Raw genomic sequence first — 15,862 nt, forward strand, 5'->3', positions numbered from 1 at the left:
CCGACGCTGGCCGTCCACGCGTTCGGTGTGCCCCTGGGCGTCCAGGAACTCCAGCAGCGGCACGGCAACCCGGCGCGTGGTGTCGAGGGCTCGGCGGGCCTCGCTGAGCGTGAACGGCTGCGGCAGTTGCCGCAGTACGACGGTCGCCCGTACGTCGGCGTCCGGGAGCAGCACGATTCCGTCGCCGACCCGCAGGAGGGCGCCCGCCGCGACCGCGGCGGCCAGGGTCTTGCGGGTCAGCCCCAGCTCGACCAGCCGGCCCGCCTCCGGGGCGCGGAACGGCGCCCGCGCCAGCTCCCGCCCCAGCGCCTGCACGGCTCTCCGGACGGGCGGCGGCAGCGTGGGCCGAAGGTCTCCGGGGCCGTACAACCGCCCCTGACTGCCGCGCAGTCTGCCCGATGTCCGGGCCAGGGCATCGACCAGGGACCTGTCGGGCAGGCCGAGCAACCGGCGGGCCGCCTCGGTGGGCAGACCGGGCTCCAGCGGGTGCTCGGTGCCATGGCGTTCGACCTCGGTCTCCAGGCGGTCCCGCAGTGCCGCCCAGTGGTCCGGGTCGGCCAGCCAGTCACCGGTGACCGGCGTATCGGGGGCGGGCACGCCCATCGCCGCCAGCTCGGAGCCGCGGACGAGTCCGCGCCGGCGCAGTTCCGCCGCGCCGTCCGGGCGGCCGGTCAGGTGCGCGAGCTCGGCCGCCCGGACGCGAGCCGCTCCCCGCCGGGTCAGCCTGGGCGGCCGTACGTCCAGAACGGTCGCCCCGCACGGCGTGCGCCCGCCGCCCGGATCCCGCAGAACGGACCGGTCGCCCACCCGCAGGGGCAGCGACCGGGTCAGGGTCAGCCTGGCCGTGTCCGGACCGACCGGGCGGACGGTCACCGGCACCGCGGCGGTCCCGACGTGCAGAGTGAGCGTCCGGGGCAGGTCCTCGGCCGGCGCTCCGCAGACCCGGACGTCGATCAGATCGGTGAGCAGCCAGCGGTCCGGTGTCAGCAGCACCTGCCCCCGGCGCAGCACACCGTCGGTGGTGCCGTGCACGTTGACCGCCACACGCGCCACGCCGCTCACGGCGCGGACGTCCTCGTGCAGGCACTGCAGGCCGCGCACTCTCAGCACGGTCGTGCCGCCCCCCGCGACCAGACGGTCGCCCACGCGCAGGGTGCCCGCGCCCAGGGTGCCGGTGACGACCGTGCCGTGACCGCGCACGGTGAAGGCGCGGTCCAGCCACAGCCGCACATCCGCGTCGGCCGGCGGGACGGGCAGTGCGTGGCTCAACTTGGCGAGTTCCCAACGGAGTCGGTCCAGTCCGGCTCCGGTCGGCGCGCTCACGGCGACGGACGGAACGGTGCCGAGCGAGGTGGCGGCCATGCGTGCGACGGCGTCCGCGCGCACCGGCTCGGGGTCGGCCAGGTCGCTGCGGCTCACCGCGAGCACGGCGTGCCGCACTGCGAGGGCGTCCAGGATCTCCAGGTGTTCCTGCGACTGCGGCTGCCAACCCTGGTCGGCCGCCACGACGAACAGCACGGCCGGCACGGGCCCGACACCTGCCAGCATGGTGGCGACGAACCGCTCGTGTCCGGGTACGTCCACGAAGGCGAGGTGCTCCCCGGCGGAGCCACCGGATGCGCTCGGGTCGAGCCGCGTCCATACGAACCCCAGGTCGAGGGTGAGCCCCCGGCGCCGCTCCTCCTCGAAACGGTCGGGTTCCATTCCGGTCAGCGCCCGCACCAGGGCGGACTTTCCGTGGTCGACGTGCCCTGCGGTGGCCAGTACCCGCACGTGGGTCACCTTTCCGCGGCCGGGTCCGTGACCGACCGCACGGCTGCGGCCAGCTGCTCGTCGTCCTCCGGCGGCACCGCCCGCAGGTCGAGCAGGCACCGGCCCGACTCCAGCCGTCCCAGCACGGGGACCGGGCCGGCCCGCAGAGCGGGCGCGTACCGCTCGGGAAGCGACAGTGCGGCGCTGGGCAGCGTCACACCGGGGGCACCGCCACCACCCACCGTCGCGGCGCTCTCGACGACCGCGATGTCGACGCCGTCGGCGTGCAGGGCAGAGGCGAGCCGCTCGGCACGGTCCGCGAGGCCCACCGCAGTGGCGGCCAGCGCCGCCGCGGTCGGCGTCTCGGGTCCGGCCAGCGTGGCCTCCAAGGCGGCCAGGGTGAGCTTGTCCACGCGCAACGCACGGGCGAGCGGGTGCTGGGACACCGTCCGCACCAGTGCCTCGTCTCCGAGGAGCAGGCCGCACTGCGGTCCGCCGAGGAGTTTGTCGCCGCTCGCGGTGACGAGGGAGGCACCGGCCCGGAGCTGGGTCTCGGCATCGGGTTCGTCCGGCAGCACGGGGTGCGGGCCGAGCAGGCCGGAGCCGATGTCGACGACCACCGGAACGCCGAGGGGCGTCAGGTCCCCGGCGTCGGCGGACCGGGTGAATCCGGTGATGCGGAAGTTGGAGGGGTGCACCTTCAGCACGAAGGCCGTCTCAGGACCGACCGCGGCGGCGTAGTCCGCGACGGTGGTGCGGTTCGTGGTGCCCACCTCGCGCAGCCGGGCTCCGGTGGACACCAGCAGGTCCGGGAGGCGGAAACCGTCCCCGATCTCCACCATCTCCCCCCGACTGATCACGATCTCCTTCCCGGCGGCGAGCGCGGTCGCCACCAGGACGAGGGCGGCGGCGCCGTTGTTCACGACATGCACGGCCGCGGCCGACGGCACCCGCTCGCGCAGTGCGGAGAGGGCCGTCCGGCCGCGGCGGGCACGGGCACCCGTGCGCAGGTCCAGTTCGACGTCCGTGGGACCGGCGGCCTCCTGCACCGCTTGGCGGGCCGCCGCGGACAGCGACGCCCGGCCGAGGTTGGTGTGCAGCACCACGCCGGTGGCGTTGATGACCGGCCGCAGCCCTCCTGCCGTGCGCGGCAGCAGGCCTACCGCCGTGTCCGCCACGTCCTGCGGCGCGACGGCGCCGGTGCGCGCCTGCTCCTGGGCCTGCCGGACGGCCGCCTTGACCACCGCGGTGCCCAGCCGGCGAGCCGCCTCCGACAGGCGTGTGTCTCGCATCAACGCGTCGGTACGGGGGATCCGCCGCCGTACGTCCGTCGTATCAGGGCCCCGGTGCGGGCCGGACCGGCCGGTCCCGCTCGCTTCGGGGTCGTTCGCGCTGCCGACTGGGTCAGCCGCCGCCCGCTGGTCCACGCGGCCCTCCCTCTCCGCTCGATTCCAGGGCTGCCGGAGGAACGCCCATCGTCTCCCAATGCCCCGCACCGGCGTCGCGACACGCCCGCCGGCTGTCGCCCGTCCCGGCGCACCGGCGTCGTCAGGCGCGGGCCGGCTCGGCGGCGCCGAACGAGACACCGAGGAGGGCCTGGACACCACCGCGGCCGCGGAGCCCGTACAGGGCCACGGGCCCTGGTCGGCTACGCGCTGGTCCCTCGCCCTCGGCGGCCGGGTCCACCCCTGCCCGATGGGGAACGTCGAGGAGTGGGAGCGTATGTGTGGTCGGTGCTGCCTGCGGGGTACCCGCTGTGTACGGGACTGCTGAGAAGTGGGACGAGGACCTATGGGCCAGGCAGCCGGAAACCAGAACTGGCCGGTGGACCACGGTCACGTATCCGTGTCCGAGACCTTTGAGGGCGGAGAGGGGATCGGAGCTGCGCGAGACCTGGCCCGCTCATTTCTCACTCGCCTGCAGGTCGCCCATGGAGTCCGAGTGTCGGGGCACACGATCGGCGCGGTGGAGCTGGTCGTCAGCGAACTGGTGACCAACGCCCGCAAATTCGCTCCCGGCCCCTGTCTGCTGTCCTTGGAGTACAAGCACCACGCCGTCCACGTCAGTGTGTGGGACGGCAACCCTTGCCTTCCCGTGATTCGGGGCCCTGATCCCGCCCGGGTCGGTCATCACGGGCTGGAGATCGTCATGGCTGTGAGCGAGAGCCTCCAGTTCCACGAGGACCCGGTGGGAAAACGGATCACCTCCACGATCACGCTGTCCGACGATCGACGAGACGACGGGGGCGATGGTCGAGCGTAGCCGCGCAGACGCCGCTCTGGTCTGACGCGCCCTGCGGCCCCTGACTCCCCTGCGCCGGGGGCAGGGGGCGCACGCAGAACAACGCCCCCGCTCCCGAGAGTGCCCGTACCCGCCGAGCCTGGTCCTGCGGGCCGTGCAGTTCAGGATCCCGCCCTCGGCTCGCAGACCCGTGCCCACAAGCGCGGTGGCTCCGTTCAGGGGCACCTGGGTCGGTCGGCTCCGGCGTGTGCGTGACGGCCGCTGGAGTCCGGTCCGTGCCAGTCGAGGCACAGGACGGTGGCGTCGTCCTGGAGATGTCCGGTGCAGGCGGCGGTCACCGCTGCGGTGAGCGTCCGTACGACCTCCCGGGGATGCCCGGATGCGGTGTCTTGGATGAGAGCCGCGAGGTCAACACTCTGGGCTTGGTGTTCCTGCATGCCGTCGGTGTAGAGCACGAGCCGGTCCCCGGGCTGGAGATCGAGATGCTGGGCCCGGTACGGGGCGGGTGAGGGAATGCCGAAGGGGAGGTGGGCCTCCAAGGGGACTGCCTCCACCGTGCCGTCGCGCAGGAGCAGTGGCCACGGATGTCCGGCGTTGATGAGTTGGGCGCTGCTGCCGTCGAGGGCGATGCGCAGCAGCTGGCCGGTGGCCAGGGAGCCTCGGCCGTGGTCGCAGAGGACCCGGTGAACTCGGTGGGCTTGTTCGGGGAGGTCGCATCCCGCCCGGCGGGCGCCGCGTGAGGCGTTGACGAGGAGGGTGGCCAGCAGGGCCGCTTCGATGTCGTGACCCATGGCGTCGGTGACGGACAGGTGCAGAGTGTCGGCGTCGAGGGTGTAGTCGTAGGTGTCGCCGGCGATGGAGTCGGCGGGCACGACAGCTCCGGCGAGGGCGAACTGGGCTGCCTCGCAGCAGGGGGCCGAGGGAAGGAGTTGTCGCTGGATCTCGGCTGCCAGCGTGAGGGTTGTGGTGCGCTGGCCCCAGTGGTAGAGGTCGGTGAAGCGGCGGTCGGCGAGGATGATGTATGCCAGCGCGTGTGCGGCCTCCTCCACCTGTTCCAGCACTTCCTCGCTGACGTGGGAAAGGGTCAGTTCCAGGACGCCGATGGTGTCGCCCCGGTTGGTGACCGGCGCGATCAGCCCATGGCCCTCGCCGCGGTCCGGTGTCTGCACCAAGTGCTGGGTGCGCAGGACCTGGTCGTAGACGCTGCCGACCAGGGGGATCAGGTCGGCGTGTCGGCCTCTCCGGGTGTCGGCTTCCTCGCTGACTCGCACCATTTGCTGGCCGACGATGTCGAGGAACAGGAACGACACGTACCGTGCACCGAAGCGCTCACGCAGGTTGCGGGCGACCACGTCGAGGGACTCCACCGGAGCCGCTTCCTCCGCCGCGGCGAGAACCCCGGCCAGACCGTTCTGCTCACGCGCCACGACAGCCTCCATGGAACTTCAGCACTCCCCGGGGTTCCCTCAGGTGCGCGCGTAGAGCGTGGAGGTGTTCGCCGTGTCGAACGCTGCCCGGGGACGTCACGGCGCGTACGGGGGAACGTCGTCGGGGAGCAGGTCGGCGCGGATCCGGTGTGCCCTGGAGTGGCGCCGGCGGCCGTGGTCGACGGGCGTATCGCCGAGGAAGGAGGGATACGCGGCGCTCGACGTAGGGCCGGGTCGTCATCTCGGTTCCGGCGTACTGCAGCAGGTCGAACGCGACCGGGTGGACGGTGGGGTACGGGAGCGCCGGCCAACACCGCCGGCCGGCGGTCCGGTCGGTGCCGCAGGGGGGCGAAGTCGAAGCGCCCTTCGGTGAAGAGCACGGCTTCGCGCTCGACGATGACGTCCTCGCTCAGCGCGGCGGCTGCCTCGGCGTGTCCTGGAAGACACGGTGAGGCCACGCGGAACCGCGGCATCATCGCGGCTGGTTGGACCGAGACCGGCAAGCCGGAGCGTCGTTCGACTCGAGGCCCTTCCCGCCCGGCAACTCCCCGCGCCGGCAGCCTCGGCACCGCGCGGGCCGGCATCGGCTCCGAGGGCGGTTCGATGCTCTCGTGGGGGTCTCTCGCGATCCGAGGCCGACGCCACGGGCATTCCTCCCGGCCACCCGGGGAGGACCGTGCGGGGTGGCCAGGAGTTCCTCATGCGGATATGGCCTCGAGGAGGTCGCCGACCTTGGGGTCGGGCAACGCGCGGGCGACGTCGGCCTGGGCCACGATGCCGACGAGAGTGTGGCCGTCGATCACCGGAAGGCGGCGGACCTTGTGCTCGCTCATGGTCCGCAGGATCTCTTCCGCGCCGTCATCGGCCCCGATGGTCACCGCTTCCCCCTGCGCGAGGTCCCCGGCCTTCACCTGAGCGGGGTCCTTGCCGGCTCCCAGGACCTTGACGACGATGTCTCGGTCGGTGAGCATCCCCTTCAGCCGTTCGTCCGTGCCGCAGATCGGCAGGGCACCCACGCCGAGGTCGGTCATCTTCCTCGCCGCGTCCAGCACCGATTCGTTCGCACCGATGCATGTGGCATCGGGTGTCATGATCTCGCGCGCGGTGGTCATGTCGCTCTCCTCCTCCGAGTTCCTCAAGCCTTGCCTCACGGCGCCTGCCCAGAGCCCAGCCACCTACGCGCCGCGGCAGCCGACACGGAGGATCGATCGCCCCGGGCGGCGGGCCGGGGCGATCGATCCTCCGTGTCGTGGCGCCTCCCGGGGCTGGCGGCTGAGAGGCCGCGGGGCGGCTCTGCGGAACACCTTTCCCTCCGTCCGGACAGGGCGATCTCCACTCGCCAGCTCCTCATGGCCGGTGACAAGGCGCAGAGCTGTGTGGTGTGACGGCGGGCAAGGCACCTACCGCAGGAGCGACAAGGAAGCCAGGGCCTGTTCCGGGCCGGGACCGGCAGCGTCGGGCCTCTTCCACTGGGCGCCGCGCAGAGCGGCGTCCATGGCTTGCAGGGCCGCCGCAGCGGCTAGGAACGAAGCCGGGCCGTGGGCGACCCTGCGGTTCTCCGGGAGGCGGGCGGCCGTTCCCCACTGGACCTGGGCTGCTATAGGGCGGCCCCTCGAAAGGGAAGCCGGCTCGGCTCCGGACTACGCGGGGCCCTTCGCCCGTGGCTTCGCTCTTCGGGGCCGGGAATCAGTTGTCGGGATGCGTCCGGGTCTGCAGCTGCCAGCGGCCTCCCGTGCAGTTGCTGGGCAGGGGCGGGAATCGGTGCCCTCTCACGTCGGTGCTCCAGTGATGCCGAGCGCCGCAGTCGCATTCGTAGATCCCACTGTCGGGCACGATCTCGCCGGGGTGGAACCAGTCCTTGCTTTCGTCGTCCATGTCTTCTGTCTACGGGGCAGGACGGCGGGACGCGACTCGTGGCCAGACCTTGCCTCCGTCGTCTCGGGCTTCGCAGCGGGTGCGTAAGCGGCGAGGTCCGTGGAGCCAGGCGATGGCGGACTCGGCGACCCATCGCACCCGGCCCGCCCGAGCCATGCGGCCGGCCGCGCCGAACGATCTCCGGGACGATGCCACGTTCACGCAGTCGGCGGCGGTGGGTGTCGTGGTCGTAGCCTCGGTCGGCATACGAGGTGCGGGGCTTGGGGCCGGCCCCGCATGCCCCGCATCGGCGGCAGGCCGTCGACCAGCCACCGTGTCGCAAGAAGATCATTCTGCAAGGCCCCCTAGGGAGCCGGCAGGGGAGCGGCCCCTGCCCGCAGGGGTGGGCGGGGCGCCTCTGGCCGGCGGATGCTGACGCTGAAGACTCCGCCGTCGGGATCCCGGAGGGTGGCCCAGGGGACGGCGGCGGAGGCCGACGTCGAAGACACGACACTGCCGCCCAGCCGGACGGCGGTGCGGACTGCTTTCTCGATGTCCGGCACGTAGAAGTACACGTGCCAGCACGGGCGGATACGGGGGTCGGGGGCCGCATCGACACGTCCACCGGTGATGCGTGCGACGGTGTGGACGTGCCGGCGCAGCACGACGTGGTCGTCCTCGTACGCGACCTGGCAGCAATCCTCCTGCTCGCACGCCCAGTCGAGGATCTCCGCGTAGAAGATGGCCGCGTCGAAGGCGTCCCGCGTGCGCAGTTCGAGCCAGGCGGGCGCGGAGTCCCGGCCCAGGCGCCAGTCGGGTATCGCCTTGCCCTGCCAGATCCCGAAGACTGCCCCGTCCCGGTCGGCCGCGAGGGCGGCGCGTCCGGTGCCGAACCTGAGCGGGCCCACCGCGACGGTGGCGCTGCGCTCGCGGATGCGATCGGCAGTCGCGTCCGCGTCGTCGACGGCGAAGTAGGGCGTCCACTCGACGGGCACCTGGAGGGCGCGTGAAAGTGCCCCGATGCCGGCGACCGGGGCACCCTCTGCGAAGGCCACGGAGAACTCGTCGCCGAGCCGGGTGGGCTGGAACTCCCAGCCGAGCACCGCCCCGTAGAACTTCTCCGCCGCCCGCAGGTCCTGGGTCATGAGGCTCACCCAGCAGGGGGCTCCGAACACCGTGTGGCTTGGCGTGGACACATCACTCACCGTTCCCAGCACCCACCGCGGGAGGGAGGAGTCGCCGGCGGCCCGTCGTCCCCGTACGCCTTCGGTCGGGCGTCCCCGCCGAGACCGTCACTCACCTGGATCCGACCGTGCGTCGCGTGACCGGTCAACGCCATGGGCGCTTCAGTGGCGGTGGCCAGTGCTGCCATCTGATCGACGACGCCACGCAGGCTTCTGCCTTGCCGGTAGCGGAGGCGCTGGCGGTCGGCGCCGGTGCCGAGCGCGAGGTGTCGGTCCAGGAGCCGTACGGCGAGTGCGAGATCACCGGCTGCCGCGAGTCCCGGCGCGGCGCGGGTGAGCAGGCGCTCGACCAGCGTGCGCATCGGGACCTCGGCGCCGGTGACGGGGTCGATCCCGGGTCCGCCGGTACCTACGCGTGCGGCGCGCCAGTGGGCGGCACGGAGCCGGCTCACCGGGACGTACGGCGGCGGACGGCCGTCCTCCGTCTCGTACAGCAGGGCCGTGCACAGGCCGCGGATCAGCGCGGCGAGCAGCACCGTGCAGTCCACGTCCGCGTTGACGTCGGCGATCCGGATCTCCAGCGTCGGTACGTGCTCCGAGGGCCGGGCGTGCCAGTAGATCATCCGGCGGTCGAGAAGCCTTCCCGAGGCGACGAGAGCGCGGGCCGTCGCCTCGTATCCGGCGGCATCGAGCACGGGTGCGGGCTCGACGGTGGGCCAGCGTGCCATCTCGACCGCCCGCCAGCCGGCGAAGCCGCTCTCGCGCCCGCTGCTCAGCGGGGAGTTGACGGCGAGCGCCTGGAGCACGGGCAGCCAGGGGCGTACGTGGTTGGCCAGAGCGAGGGCCTCGGCGCGGCGCAGGGTGCCGATGTGGACATGGCAGCCGCAGGTGACGCTGGACCCGCTGTCCACGACCGAGGCGTAACGGAACTCCAGCCGCCGGTAGCGCGGGCTGTCCGTGACCGGCAATGGACCGGGCGGCGGCACGACCGGGGTGCCCGAGGCCAGTAGCAGGCAGTCCGCGTCCCGTGCGGCCGCGGCGACCGTGGTACGCAACACGGCCAGTTCGTCCCTCAGGTCCGCGCACAGCAGCACCGGGCGCGTACAGACCTCCACCAGACAACGGAAGAACTCGGACTGCACCTGCTCGCCGAGATACGGCCTCAGCTGGGCGATCACCTGCGGCGCCCGGGCCACCGGGGCCCGGGTGCGACGGTCGACGAGGAAGAACTCCTCCTCCACCCCCATGGTGGGCACCACGGCACCGGCGGCGACGCCACTACGTCGCGCCGCACGCTCCCTCCGCAATGCCACACCCCTGGAGCCCACCGGGCCGGCTCGGGTCATGCACCGCCTCTACCCCGTGCGGCACCCGGCAACCGGGAATCCGCCGAGCCTCCCACGGATCGCGCTGTCCTTGCCCTGGACCGGATCCGGCACCCCGCCGCCGATGGGGAATCACCGGCGCCGACCAGAGGGCCGGTCCCACCGAGCACGAGACGGCTCGGTCGGGGCACAGGGCCCTGGCGGTGGCGGTGGCGGCCGGTCTGTGCCCCACTGCTTGGTGACGTGCCGTGCGCAGGCGGTCAGGTGACCCGGATCGCGCCGAGGAAGGTTCCAGCGGGGCGAACAGTCCGGCCCTGGATGCCGGGCAGGTGAGGACCTGCGAGCCGTGGCCGGGCCGGACGCCGCCCAGGTGCGCGCTACCGGCCCGCTCCCCGCGCAGTGGATCGGACCACCGGGGCGGGGTGGGGTCACTCGGGGTGGCTGATGATCAGGGCGAAGTTCCCGACACTCAGGAGCCGATCGCCCGGCAGCTGCCCGTCCGTGGTGATGAGCGTGTGGATGTGCCCGTTCTCCGAGTCGAAGTCGATGTCCTGAAGCGTTCCCTGGCTCTCGCCGGTCTCGGTGATGACGGGCTTGCCGACGGGGTCGTGGCTCTTGTGCGCCTCCTGGTCGGAGTCGACCTCCTTCTCCGGTTCCAGGCGGTCCGCCGAACGCACCGTGACGGCGTCCTTGCCGAAGGACTGCACGTCGCGCCAGGCCACGACGTGGCCGCTGTGGCCGCGGGTCTTCAGGCGAAGGGCCGAGACGCGCGGCGGCGAGGGTGCCACCGTGCACGCGGCGATGGTTCCGACGGTCTCAGCGGTCGAGACGGCGACGACACTGCGCCCTTGGGCGCTGCTGAACCTCATCGTTCCTCCTCCCGGGAACGGCGGCGCAGACCCTCTGCGGCGGCCGCCAGGCCGGCGAGGTCACCGGCCGTGAAGTCTGCGCAGTCGTCCGGCACGACGATCATTTCTCCCGAAACGGACTTCGGCCTGATCACCGGCAGGAACACCCTCCGTCCCGCCTCCGCGGCCGAGTCCACCTCGTAGCCGATGACCTTGGGGGTCCTGCCGGTCTCGATGATGACGTCAGTGACCGTGCCGAGACTGGTCCCTTCCTCGGTCAGCATGCGCGCGCCGAGGACGTTCCCCCCGCCTGGAGCGTCCAACTGCTCCCGCACGGCTTCTTCGTCGTCCTCGAGCGCTGTTTCATCGCGGATCATCACCGCGTCCGGGCCGAGTGCATGAACCTTCTTCCACAGGAGCGCACGCTTCAGCGGGCCGGCGAACAGTCCCCGGCCGTTGAGAGTGAAGCAGCTGATGCCGCCCTTGACCGGGTCGAAGACGATGTCCTTGACGTCGGCGACGTCCTCACCCCCGAGAGTGACCACGGGCTTCTTGCTGATCTCTCGTGCTCGCAGGTACCTGCTCATGTCCTCCCACCCCTCCTTCCGGCTTGCGGCTTCCCGCCGGCGATGACGCCGCCCCTGCGCCGCCGGGCCTGCAGCGCCACCGCTGACGAGGCGGCCACGGCCAGCACGGCGACGGCGATGATCAGCCAGATCCACCACTCCATGAGAATCCACCTCCACGTTCGTGATCACGGAGCCTGTGTTCGTGATGTCCGCGAGAATCCGCAGGATGCGGATTGGCACGGGCCGGTGGGTCACCCTCGGCGAGCCTCACCGGTCAGCGCGTTGCCGACCCCGGCTCTGCGTCCTGGCCGTCAACGCCAGTGACAGCGCGGCGAGGAGGACCAGCGTGCCCCCCACCGTGAGGTCGTTGACCCGGGCGGCGTCCGCCGCCTCCGTGTCGCCGTAGCCGAACAGGAAGGGAGCCACGATCAGCCACGCTCCGCCGACGAGCACGAGGAGGTCCGACACCCTTCCCCTCGGAATGGACCAAGCGGGCCACTGCCACGAGGAACACCACGACGCCGACGAGGATCTCCGTGAGATGGGCGTCTCCGGAGGGCTCGGTGAACGGGTAGCCGATGACCCAGGCGCCGACGAACAGCCAGAGAGACACGAGAAGCATGATGATGCTGATCAGACCGTTCCGAACCCCCCGGGCGTCCGGAGGGGCGGGACGGACCTGAGAGGGGGGCGAAGGTGACACGGAACCGCTGCTCCTGCGCATGGCGACCCTCCTTTCCGAAGACGCCCCGGCCCAGGCCGGCGCTCTGCGCGTGCCGCACGCCGCGCCGTCCGGCGAACGGGGACCGGTCACAACGGGGATGTGGACCCGGCCTGCGTCGGGCAGGTCACTTGTGCCACAACGGGCGAGCCTGACTCGCCTCCGCTTCTCCTTCGCGGCTACCCCGCTGCGCCCGCACAACACACCGGCGCCCGTTGCCGCGCGCGACCCGCCGGAGCGGTGTCCGCATTCGCCGTTCGGCTACACGCGGCCCTTCCTTCGAGCGGACCTCGGGACAGGGTGTCGGTGTCCTGCGCGGGGAGCATGGGCTGAAGGCAGGGATGCGACGCGCACCTGGTCCGCGCCGGTCCCTTTCCGGGTCGACCGCTCGCAGGTGTCATTCAGGCGACGGGGAGGTCAACCCCGGTACGCCGGTGACGTCGTCGTCCACGTAGGTGGGGATCTGGGAGTGCACCTGCAAGGCAATCTCGCCGGCGCGTTCGAAGCGCAGGGTGATCCACACGTAGTCACCTCCGCGGATCTGCCGGCGCAGACCTCGGAGCATCAGGTGGACGCGCCCATCCTCCAACTCGACGAGCTTGCCGGGGGGCAAGGTGACCGGCCCTCGCGCTGCGCCGTCGGCGTTCACGATGTCGACGGAGCCGGCGACCGTGGTCTCGGCGCCGAGCAGTCTGTCGGAGGTCTGTCCCTGGTTGAACAGCCACGTGTAGAAGGGGACGTCGTCCCCTTTCTCCCACGGGCCGTCGGGAGGTTGGGCGATGTGGGCATAACGGATCAGGACCTGTCCGACACGGGCGTTGGCACCCGGCGGGTTGTACTCATTGTCGTTGCCGCATCCCGCCACGCCCACCAGTGCCGTGAGACAGCCCAGAACGATGAGCGTGACGGCCCTGCGCCACGGACGGGCCGCACTCGGTTTCGTCTTCATCCATTCGCTCCCTGAGATTCCGGTACCAGCGGTCCGCCCCTCTCAGACATCCCCCACTCGGGAGTTCCGTTTCGGTTCTTCCGCCACTCGGCGGAACTTCCGGGGGGGGGAGGGGCCGGGCGAGCCGCGGCGGATGCTCTCGCCATCACCGCGGCCGGCACGGGACACGTCCTTGTCGCATCGGGTGCGGCAGGGCCGCGGTGGTGGCCTGCGATGCGTTCATCGCTCGTCGCGGCGCTGTGTGCGGGAGCCGCCGGACGGTGTGGGGCGCAGCACGCTGAGCACGACGGAGGTGATCAGCACGGCGGCGATCACTGCGAGGCTGACGAGCGCGTGCACCTCGGGAACGTCGAGACCGATGGTCTCGTGGGCGGCCTGAAGGGCCAGTTTGACAGCGATGAAGGCCAGGATCAGCGCCAGGCCCCTGCTGAGGTAATGGAAGCGGTTCAGCAGGTCGGCCAGCAGGAAGTACAGGGCTCGCAGCCCGAGGATGGCGAAGGCGTTGCTGGTGTAGACGATGAACACATCGCTGCTGACCCCCAGCACGGCGGGCACGCTGTCGATGGCGAACACCAGATCGGCGCCTTCCACCGCCGCGACGACGGCGAGCAGCGGGGTGGCGACGAGTCTGCCGTTCTCCCGGAGGAAGAACCGTTTCCCGGCGTAGTCGTCCCGGACCGGGACGAACTTGCGCAGGAGGCGTACGGCGACGCTCCTGCCTGGGTCGACGCTGTCCTCCCCCGTGGTGAGGATCTTGTACGAGCTGTAGAGCAGGAAGGCGGCGAAGACGAACATCATGGCGGCGAAGCGGTCGACGACCGCCACTCCGGCGGAGAGGAAGAGGCCGCGGAACACCAGGGCCCCCAGAACGCCGAGGAACAGCACGCGGTGCTGGTACTCCCGGGGCACCTGGAAGTAGCCGAAGATCAGGGCGAAGACGAAGAGGTTGTCGACCGACAGGCTCTTCTCCAGCAACCAAGCGGTCGTGTACTCCACACCGGCATTGGTGCCCACCACGAGGTAGACGACCACGCCGAACAGGATCGCCAGGCCCACCCAGATCGAGCTCCATAGGGCGGCCTCACGCACGCCGACGACGTGTGCCTTCCGGTTCATCAGCAGATCGACCGCCAAGGCCACCGCAACGGTGACGGCGAACACGACCCAGAGCCACAGCGGAACATCGTGCACGAGCTCAACCTCTCAGACGCGAGCGACCAGGCCCTCCTCCGACCGGAAGCGCCTCGTCACGGGGCGGAGATCTCGAGCACGCCCTCGTCGTAGTCGACGGTGATCGAACCGAAGCCGCTGAGCACATCCGAACCGAAGCAGCCCCTCGATGCCGTGACCTCCTCTCGGCGGCCCCCGGCCCCCGGGGCGAGACGATGGCGTACGGGGGCGGTACGCATCCGCCGGGGCTGGGCAGATGGTGCGCGCCACTTGCGGCCGCCACCACGTGCACGCGTCTGACACGTCCGCCGCCCCATGCCGATGGGCGATGGAGCGAGTCCCGTGTCAGTACCCGTCGCGGGCCGTCCCCTGCCCCTCGGCCCGCCCCTGCGGTGGGATAGGCAACCCGAGCGGATCCCGTACGACCGGATGCAAGTACCACTGGCCCATCGGATGGCAGGGGGTGAGGATGGCGTCCCGCTCTGCTGTTTCCCGCAGCACTTCCGCCCTACTGCCCTGCGTCATCGTGGCTCCCTTGCTTCCGCCGACCGACTCTGGACGAACCGCCGAGCACTCACCGTCGCAGGTCGGTTCGGGAAGGTGACGCCGACACGCTGCGGATGCCACCGGCTCGGAACCGAGCCCGCACAGCGCCGACCGTGACCGTGGCGAGGACGGGAGAGGTGGATCACGCCCCGTGCCTCTCGGCCCCGGCGATCACACGCTGTGGCACACGTGCCGGACCCGTGCTGAGCTTGTTCGGAGACCGGTCGGGTACCGGCGGACGAGTGAGCCCCCTGTCACGGGAACGGGAGAGGAGTCGGCGGTGCGCGATCCTGACGTGGCGGGTGCGGTGGTCGTCGGGGTGGCCGACACCGAGGGTCAGGCGGTGCTGGCCCATCGGGCCGCGGAGGAAGCGAACCATCGTGGAGCGCGCCTTTTCGTCATGCATGCGGCCGAGTGGCCGTCGTCTGCCGGATCTGCGGCACCCGACGACGAGCCCTATCTCCAGCGCATCGAACGTGTGACGGCACCCATCATCGAGTCGGTGCGCCGGGAACACCCCCAGCTGGATGTGGTGCCGGACCGAGTGATCGGTTCTCCCGCCTCGGCGCTCCTCGACCGGTCGGCAGATGCCTCGCTGATCGTCCTCGGTCACCGCGGCAGCGGCGGCTTTCCCCGCTTGCCACTCGGCTCGGTGAGCCTTCAGGTGGCCACGCACTCCCAGTGCCCGGTCCTCGTGCTGCGCCCCGGCGCTGTCGCCGATCGCGCGGACAGGCGTGTGGTCGTGGGCCTGGACGTCGAGGACGTGCAGCCGAGCGTGATGGAGTTCGCGCTGGAGTCGGCACTGCGCCGCGATGCCGTGCTCGAGGTCGTTCATGCGTCCCCGCTTCCAGGAATGCCGACCCCCGGCCCGAGCGGGCCACTGCTGGCGCGGTACGAAACAGTACCCAGCGAGGCCCAGGACACCCTCGAGGAGATACTCGCTTCGTACAGGTCGCTGCAGCCACGTCCGGAGATCAGGGCGCGCGCCGAGCGGGGCCGACCTGCGAGCCTCCTGGTCGAAGCCTCCCACCATGCACTTCTCGTGGTCGTCGGGGCACGTGGTCGAGCAGGCATGAAGCGGCTGCTGCTGGGGTCGGTGAGCGGAGAGGTCCTGCACTCCGCGGACTGCCCGGTCGCGGTGGTACCCACCGCGCACGACTGAGGTCGCGCCGACGAGCACGAGCCACGCCGCGCCCCCGCTCGCCGTACCCACGCAGGCCGACTGCTTCGAGCGGGTGCGGGATGCGGGATGCGGGATGCGGGATGCGGGATGCGG

General features: G+C 71.5%; 15 protein-coding genes and 3 pseudogenes. 2 read left to right on the top strand and 16 right to left on the bottom strand.

The genetic code is table 11. The annotated features are described in order from the left end of the window. Window positions 1-12: 12 nt before the first annotated feature. Window positions 13-1,872 (bottom strand): annotated as a pseudogene (locus tag O7595_RS01035) (SelB domain-containing protein); the annotation flags it as partial. Beyond that, window positions 1,779-3,065 carry an L-seryl-tRNA(Sec) selenium transferase gene (selA, locus tag O7595_RS01040; protein ID WP_269732326.1) on the bottom strand — a complete coding sequence of 429 codons (1,287 nt, stop codon included), beginning with the start codon at window positions 3,063-3,065 and terminating at the stop codon, window positions 1,779-1,781. The pseudogene O7595_RS01035 and the gene selA, both read right to left, overlap by 94 nt. 478 nt (window positions 3,066-3,543) lie before the next feature. Between selA and O7595_RS01045 the strand changes: the two genes are divergently transcribed. Then, window positions 3,544-4,014 carry an ATP-binding protein gene (locus tag O7595_RS01045; RefSeq protein WP_269726810.1) on the top strand — a complete coding sequence of 157 codons (471 nt, stop codon included), beginning with the start codon at window positions 3,544-3,546 and terminating at the stop codon, window positions 4,012-4,014. 194 nt (window positions 4,015-4,208) lie between these two features. On the opposite strand, the gene O7595_RS01050 is transcribed toward O7595_RS01045, so the two are convergent. The 14 genes and pseudogenes from O7595_RS01050 to O7595_RS01115 form a co-directional block, all read right to left on the bottom strand. Then, a complete protein-coding gene (locus O7595_RS01050; RefSeq protein WP_269726811.1) occupies window positions 4,209-5,420 on the bottom strand; it encodes a PP2C family protein-serine/threonine phosphatase in 1,212 nt (403 codons plus the stop codon). A 698-nt stretch (window positions 5,421-6,118) separates the two neighbouring features. Further along, window positions 6,119-6,532 carry a CBS domain-containing protein gene (locus O7595_RS01055; protein ID WP_269726812.1) on the bottom strand — a complete coding sequence of 138 codons (414 nt, stop codon included), beginning with the start codon at window positions 6,530-6,532 and terminating at the stop codon, window positions 6,119-6,121. A 291-nt stretch (window positions 6,533-6,823) separates the two neighbouring features. Beyond that, window positions 6,824-7,021, bottom strand: a pseudogene (locus O7595_RS01060) (hypothetical protein); the annotation flags it as partial. Window positions 7,022-7,106: 85 nt separating this feature from the next. Then, window positions 7,107-7,295 (bottom strand): hypothetical protein, encoded by a 189-nt coding sequence (locus O7595_RS01065; RefSeq protein ID WP_269726813.1) that lies wholly within the window; start codon window positions 7,293-7,295, stop codon window positions 7,107-7,109. A gap of 57 nt (window positions 7,296-7,352) precedes the next feature. Beyond that, window positions 7,353-7,603, bottom strand: a pseudogene (locus O7595_RS01070) (IS5/IS1182 family transposase); the annotation flags it as partial. Window positions 7,604-7,639: 36 nt separating this feature from the next. Further along, window positions 7,640-8,419 (bottom strand): VOC family protein, encoded by a 780-nt coding sequence (locus O7595_RS01075; RefSeq protein WP_269726814.1) that lies wholly within the window; start codon window positions 8,417-8,419, stop codon window positions 7,640-7,642. Window positions 8,420-8,475: 56 nt separating this feature from the next. Next, window positions 8,476-9,705 carry a carboxylate-amine ligase gene (locus tag O7595_RS01080; RefSeq protein WP_269732327.1) on the bottom strand — a complete coding sequence of 410 codons (1,230 nt, stop codon included), beginning with the start codon at window positions 9,703-9,705 and terminating at the stop codon, window positions 8,476-8,478. 506 nt (window positions 9,706-10,211) lie between these two features. Beyond that, entirely contained in the window at window positions 10,212-10,652 is a 441-nt protein-coding gene (locus O7595_RS01085; protein ID WP_269726815.1) for a PRC-barrel domain-containing protein, read from the bottom strand. Beyond that, entirely contained in the window at window positions 10,649-11,218 is a 570-nt protein-coding gene (locus O7595_RS01090) for a PRC-barrel domain-containing protein (protein WP_269726816.1), read from the bottom strand. The genes O7595_RS01085 and O7595_RS01090 overlap by 4 nt, the downstream gene beginning before the upstream one ends. Continuing rightward, complete coding sequence (locus O7595_RS01095; protein ID WP_269726817.1) at window positions 11,215-11,361, bottom strand: hypothetical protein; 147 nt, start codon at window positions 11,359-11,361, stop codon at window positions 11,215-11,217. The genes O7595_RS01090 and O7595_RS01095 overlap by 4 nt, the downstream gene beginning before the upstream one ends. A gap of 106 nt (window positions 11,362-11,467) precedes the next feature. Further along, entirely contained in the window at window positions 11,468-11,668 is a 201-nt protein-coding gene (locus tag O7595_RS01100) for an SPW repeat domain-containing protein (RefSeq protein ID WP_269726818.1), read from the bottom strand. Window positions 11,669-12,318: 650 nt separating this feature from the next. Then, window positions 12,319-12,870, bottom strand: coding sequence for a copper chaperone PCu(A)C (locus O7595_RS01105; protein WP_269726819.1), 552 nt, complete (start codon window positions 12,868-12,870; stop codon window positions 12,319-12,321). A gap of 219 nt (window positions 12,871-13,089) precedes the next feature. Beyond that, entirely contained in the window at window positions 13,090-14,061 is a 972-nt protein-coding gene (locus O7595_RS01110; protein WP_269726820.1) for a TerC family protein, read from the bottom strand. Window positions 14,062-14,117: 56 nt separating this feature from the next. Beyond that, window positions 14,118-14,279, bottom strand: coding sequence for a hypothetical protein (locus tag O7595_RS01115; protein WP_269726821.1), 162 nt, complete (start codon window positions 14,277-14,279; stop codon window positions 14,118-14,120). Between the two features lie 587 nt (window positions 14,280-14,866). Between O7595_RS01115 and O7595_RS01120 the strand changes: the two genes are divergently transcribed. Beyond that, the gene (locus O7595_RS01120; RefSeq protein WP_269726822.1) at window positions 14,867-15,748 is read left to right on the top strand and encodes a universal stress protein; all 882 of its coding nucleotides are present in this window, start codon (window positions 14,867-14,869) and stop codon (window positions 15,746-15,748) included. The last annotated feature ends 114 nt before the right edge of the window (window positions 15,749-15,862 follow it).

It is taken from the genome of Streptomyces sp. WMMC940, assembly GCF_027460265.1.
Classification (GTDB): Bacteria; Actinomycetota; Actinomycetes; order Streptomycetales; family Streptomycetaceae; genus Streptomyces.

What these genes read in the sequence shown, in the direction of transcription:
- O7595_RS01075 (WP_269726814.1), bottom strand. Translation starts at nt 8,419, where the DNA reads ATGACCCAGGACCTGCGGGCGGCGGAGAAGTTCTACGGGGCGGTGCTC.
- O7595_RS01055 (WP_269726812.1), bottom strand. Translation starts at nt 6,532, where the DNA reads ATGACCACCGCGCGCGAGATCATGACACCCGATGCCACATGCATCGGT.
- O7595_RS01090 (WP_269726816.1), bottom strand. Translation starts at nt 11,218, where the DNA reads ATGAGCAGGTACCTGCGAGCACGAGAGATCAGCAAGAAGCCCGTGGTC.
- O7595_RS01080 (WP_269732327.1), bottom strand. Translation starts at nt 9,705, where the DNA reads ATGGGGGTGGAGGAGGAGTTCTTCCTCGTCGACCGTCGCACCCGGGCC.
- O7595_RS01105 (WP_269726819.1), bottom strand. Translation starts at nt 12,870, where the DNA reads ATGAAGACGAAACCGAGTGCGGCCCGTCCGTGGCGCAGGGCCGTCACG.
- O7595_RS01045 (WP_269726810.1), top strand. Translation starts at nt 3,544, where the DNA reads ATGGGCCAGGCAGCCGGAAACCAGAACTGGCCGGTGGACCACGGTCAC.
- O7595_RS01115 (WP_269726821.1), bottom strand. Translation starts at nt 14,279, where the DNA reads ATGCGTACCGCCCCCGTACGCCATCGTCTCGCCCCGGGGGCCGGGGGC.
- O7595_RS01095 (WP_269726817.1), bottom strand. Translation starts at nt 11,361, where the DNA reads ATGGAGTGGTGGATCTGGCTGATCATCGCCGTCGCCGTGCTGGCCGTG.
- O7595_RS01085 (WP_269726815.1), bottom strand. Translation starts at nt 10,652, where the DNA reads ATGAGGTTCAGCAGCGCCCAAGGGCGCAGTGTCGTCGCCGTCTCGACC.
- O7595_RS01065 (WP_269726813.1), bottom strand. Translation starts at nt 7,295, where the DNA reads ATGGACGACGAAAGCAAGGACTGGTTCCACCCCGGCGAGATCGTGCCC.